3 protein-coding genes are annotated in these 4,661 nt (G+C 67.4%); 2 read left to right on the forward strand and 1 reads right to left on the reverse strand.

Annotation, left to right across the window (positions count from 1 at the left end; all coding sequences use genetic code 11):
- Positions 1 to 455 precede the first annotated feature (455 nt).
- Positions 456 to 2,120, forward strand: a complete 1,665-nt coding sequence (locus VN779_RS09685; RefSeq protein ID WP_325722121.1) for an IPT/TIG domain-containing protein — start codon at positions 456 to 458, stop codon at positions 2,118 to 2,120.
- 517 nt (positions 2,121 to 2,637) lie between these two features.
- Here VN779_RS09685 and VN779_RS09690 read toward each other — a convergent pair.
- Positions 2,638 to 3,558, reverse strand: a complete 921-nt coding sequence (locus tag VN779_RS09690; RefSeq protein ID WP_325722122.1) for a methylenetetrahydrofolate reductase — start codon at positions 3,556 to 3,558, stop codon at positions 2,638 to 2,640.
- Between the two features lie 366 nt (positions 3,559 to 3,924).
- Between VN779_RS09690 and VN779_RS09695 the strand changes: the two genes are divergently transcribed.
- A complete protein-coding gene (locus VN779_RS09695; RefSeq protein ID WP_325722123.1) occupies positions 3,925 to 4,452 on the forward strand; it encodes a MarR family winged helix-turn-helix transcriptional regulator in 528 nt (175 codons plus the stop codon).
- Positions 4,453 to 4,661 lie beyond the last annotated feature (209 nt).

Genomic DNA, 4,661 nt, shown 5'->3' on the forward strand with positions numbered 1-4,661 from the left:
ACCCCTAAACGCTACGCGCGAAACGCAGCGCCTGGCTCAAGTCTCAATCAGATCCATCTGTGTTCGTATTGATCTCGCGTCGGTATATCAGACGGCTATCGCGCGCGTCGGAGTCGGCCGCTACGGGATGGTAGCGGTTGCACGCTTGCCGGCGAGGCTCGGCAACGGCTGGGCCGGTTCGCCGGGAGGGTCGAGGCCGTGGTCGACGAGACGTTCGCGGTATACGTGCTGAGGTTGCTACATTCTGGGGTCCGTCGCTCGCCCCCGGGAGCGCGGCTGGTAGCTATTCATCGATCTGAGCTGGGTCGGACCGTGCCGATCCGTCGCCGAGCGTCCTCCGAACGGGGGACAACAGGTAACCCCCGGATCCCACCGTCAGTGGACAGACTGAACTCGGCGGCCTCGGCATCGTCAAGGGTGCTCGCCGACCCGCGGCGCGCGGAGAGGAGACCGTCATGACTGCCGGGTTTCGCACCTGGTCGACCAAGTGGAGGCGCCCGGCTGTCGCCGTGGCGGCGGCGATCGCCGGATGTTTCGTGATCGCGAACGCCGCTCCGGCGTGGGGGGCGCCAGCACCGTCGGCCGCGGCTCAGGACCAGCAAACCGAGACCTTCAGCTACACCGGGTCGGATCAGACGTGGACGGTGCCGTCCGGAGTGAACAGTGCGACGTTCACGGCCTACGGCGCGCAGGGCGCGCAGATGGCGTTCAATGGCGGATACGGCGGCATCGCGACGAGTTCGATCTGGGTCAACCCGGGTGACGTGATCCACCTGGAGGTCGGCGGCATGGGCCTGCAGAGGCCGCCGAGCGACCCGGCCCAATGCATCCTGACCGCCCCCGCGAAGCCGTTGGTGCATGCCGATGGGCCCCAGGCCACTGCCTCCGACCAGACCGGAGGCTGGAACGGCGGTGGTAGCGGCGGACATAACGGGAACTGCGGCTCAGCCGGCGGTGGCGGCGCTTCGGACGTACGGATCGGCGGCGACGACCTGGGCGACCGCAAGCTGGTAGCCGGCGGCGGTGGTGGCGGTTCGGGCAACCTGATCTTCGAGCAGGCCGGCGGCGGCGGATTCCCCAACGGTGGCTCGGCGAACGGCGACGGCGGCGGCTCCGGTGGCGACCAGGCCGGTCACTCGGGCAGCGGCCAGCTCGGCCAAGGCTCGGTCGGAGCCGATCCGAATGTCATCTCCGGTCCCGGCGGCGGCGGTGGCGGCGGCTACTACGGCGGCGGCGGTGGGCAGCCCGGCCTCGCCGGTGGCGGCGGGAGCAGCTACGGCCCGACCGGAACCGTCTTCACCAACGAGGCCTGGACCGGCAACGGAAAGATCACCGTGACGTTCGGCGGCACGCCACCGACCATCAACGACTTGGCGCCACGCTTCGGACAAGCGGGTTCCGGCATATACGTCCAGGGCACCAACCTGGACAACTCCATGGTGACCACCTTCGGGTCGACCGCGGTCTACGGAGCGATCTGCGACTCGTCCACGAACTGCTGGGTGCAGGTACCGCCAGGATCGGGCACCGTCTCGGTCCGCGTGCTCGTGAACGGGCAGCAGACGGAGGCCTCGGCCGCCAGTCAGTTCACCTATCTGGACGGTCCACTCACGCTGTCGTCAATCAGCCCCCAGGCAGCACCGCCCGGAGCGGCCGTGACGCTCACCGGCAACGCCTTCGTGCCTGACTCGGACTGGACGGTGGTGTATTTCAACGGGCAGACGAAGGTCAACACGGCGTGCATGTCGGCGACCACCTGCTACGCGGACGTCCCTGACGGACTGCCGATCGGACCTGGGACCGTCAAGGTGACAACAATGGCCGGATCGACGAACACGCTGCCCTTCACCGTGTTGCCGTCGGTTACGCAACTCGGTCCCGCGGCCGGTCCCGCCGCTGGCGGCACCGTCGTCTACGTGACCGGCACCGGATTCAGCACGACACCCGGCGCCACGACCGTGACCTTCGGCGGGCACAGTGCCACCGCGGTCGGCTGCGCCAGCACCACCATGTGCACCGCCGTGAGCCCGCCCGGGTCCGGCACGGTGAACGTCGAGGTGACCGTCGCCGGTCTGCAGAGCCCCGCCGCTCCGGTCAACCGATTCACCTACGGCAACTGATACCCCGACCGACCCGAACAAGAGGCGCGTCCCTCCCTCGTGAAGGGACGCGCCTCTTGCCTACGGAATGCGATGAGTTGATGGGCGTCCGGTCGTGTCGCGATGCGCGCTCGGGCTCGGGCTCGTTCGCTCATCGCGAGCTCCGCACGTGACGCGATTACGCGCTGGCGTGGCCTGCGCATATACGGTTAGAAAGTGCGTGCAGGGCTAGGCGATCTCCGCTGCACACCGTCGTTTTGTTAGCAATTGATCATGCTCAATATCGTCCTATCTGCGCGCGCAGACTAACCTAGCCTGATCACGCCGAACCATCGATCGGCGCGGCGGTCGCGCACGACACACCGCAAAAGCGCTCGCTATCGACGGCTCCGTGCGCGGTCGGCGGCATGACCTGAAAACGGTATGCCGCAGTGCCGATCGGCGGCGTAACCGCGCGTTTTGCTCGCGCTGGAGTTTCTGTGATCAAAATGGAGGGAGCGGATCGCGGCGCGACCGGCCGCTGGCGGAGTCGCTCGGATTACCTGCGAAGCTCGACGCTGAGCTGCTCCGCCAGACGTACTGCCATCTCGATTTCGACTCGCCGGATGGACACGCTCTCGACGTTGATCCCGAATGGAACGCCGAGATGGCGGCAGTAGGCGATGAGGTCGATCGCCGTCGTGAGCGCCAACCGGTAGGACGCCTCCAGCGTGTCCGCTGCGTGCTTGAGGTCGTTCTCGATCCAACGGGGAACGTCAACGCCCAGCCAGCGCAGGAACTCGAACGTTCGCATCGAGCCGCAGACTGAGAACGTGAAGACGATGGGCGCGACGGAGGTTCCGCGCTGGGCGCAGGCGTAATAGTAGTCGGAGACGAGGTTCTTGGCCGCGTTGACGTCGTAGACGACCTGGGTGACGAAGAATCGGTTGCCAGCATCCTGCTTAGCCAGGAGCCGAAGGTGTTCGTCGTCTCGTCGCTTGTGCCGTTCAGGGATGGCGACACCGCCCACCATCAAGGCCGGGTTCGCCTCGCGGCTGAGCGCTTGGGCGTCCGTCAAGGACGTCTTTGGCCGGCTGTCGTCGCCGGCGGCTCCGACGAGAACCGTCATCACGCGAGCAGGATCTTGCTCCGTGAACCACGTCCGAAGCTCGGCAGGTGAGTACTTGCCCACCGCGCGGTAGACGAGGACGGGCGCTGCCCAGGTCGTGAGGTTGTCGGCGAGGAAGGCCGCCGGGTCGACGGTCGGAATGAACGGGAAGGGACGCTCTGTCGGGGTGCGCGCTGTCTCGTCGGCGATGTCATAGAGGACCAACCCATCGACGTCCACGGGCCGCAGACGAGCGAGGGTGGCGTCGGCGATCTCTTGCGCCCGGTCGCCAGCGCTGGTCGATCGTGGCGGTGTCAGCGCGAACAGGAGAAACTCACCCGAGCTGTTTGCGATCCGGTCGATCAAACCCACGATCGGCAACCTAGCGGCTTGCATCTTAAGGATGGTCGTCGGCACGACCGCGTTCCTGACGCACCGATATGCGCGCCGGCCGGCGCCGAAGGCGCTACGCGATATCGACGGCTATCGGGCGACTTGAGTGAGTGCTGCTTTGTGGCTGCAAGGCCGTATAGGAGCCTGTCGCACAAGTTGTGGCGCGGCTGCACGGCGCCGGATTTGCGCCAGCCTCCTGCCCGAGCCGTTCACCCCTGGGGCGGCCCGCATGCATGCCAGAAGAGCCGGAGAGCGGTCTGTGTATGGCGTGTTGCGTTCCTGGTGACGGTGCTTCGACGAAATGATGCTGGGACGCGCGGCGGGTGTGGCGATAAAGTTGGTGATATGTCACGTAAGGGCAAGGCCGGCCTGGAGCCCGCCGGTGGATGGCTTGACGTGGACCAGCGGCGGGCGTGGTTGGCCTATATCCGGGTTCAGCTGCGCCTGGCGTATGAGATGAATCGCCAGCTCCTCGCCGACAGTGGCATGTCGCTGCCCGATTACGACGTGCTGACGGCACTGAGCGTCGCCGACGGGGGGCGGATGCAGATCACGGTGCTAGCCGCCCAGATCGGGTGGGAGCGCAGCCGGGTGTCGCACCACGTGCGGCGAATGAGCGGTCGAGGGCTCGTGACGTACGGCCTGTCCGCTGCCGACCGGCGGGTCACCGAGGTGACCCTGACCGCCCGCGGGCGGCAGGCGCTGGACGAGGGGGCGCCCGGGCACGTGGATCTTGTCCGGCGCCTGTTCTTCGGTGGCCTGCCGGCCGGCCTGGTGGGGCCGCTCAGCGAAGCGCTGGAAAGCGTGTACGCCAACATCATCGAGCAGGGCTCGCTCCCGCCGCCCGTCGACTGCCACCCGGCGAAGGACTGACCAGCCCCGCCCGGCCCCTCCATCCCACGCCAGCAGGCAACGCCTGGAACCGGCGCGCGCGCCGCGCCAGCCACTAGGCCCGCGGCAGCGGGCAGGCGAGCCTGGCGGCCCAGGCGGACCTGGTCTCCGCACATCCCGGTCCTGGGAAGCAGGCTCAAACGACCCGGCACGTCGGCGGCCTTCCCGCTCGAGAATTACGTGACATATCA

Origin of the sequence: Actinocrinis sp., assembly GCF_035605935.1 — a bacterium.
In the GTDB taxonomy this organism is placed as follows: domain Bacteria; phylum Actinomycetota; class Actinomycetes; order Streptomycetales; family Catenulisporaceae; genus Actinocrinis.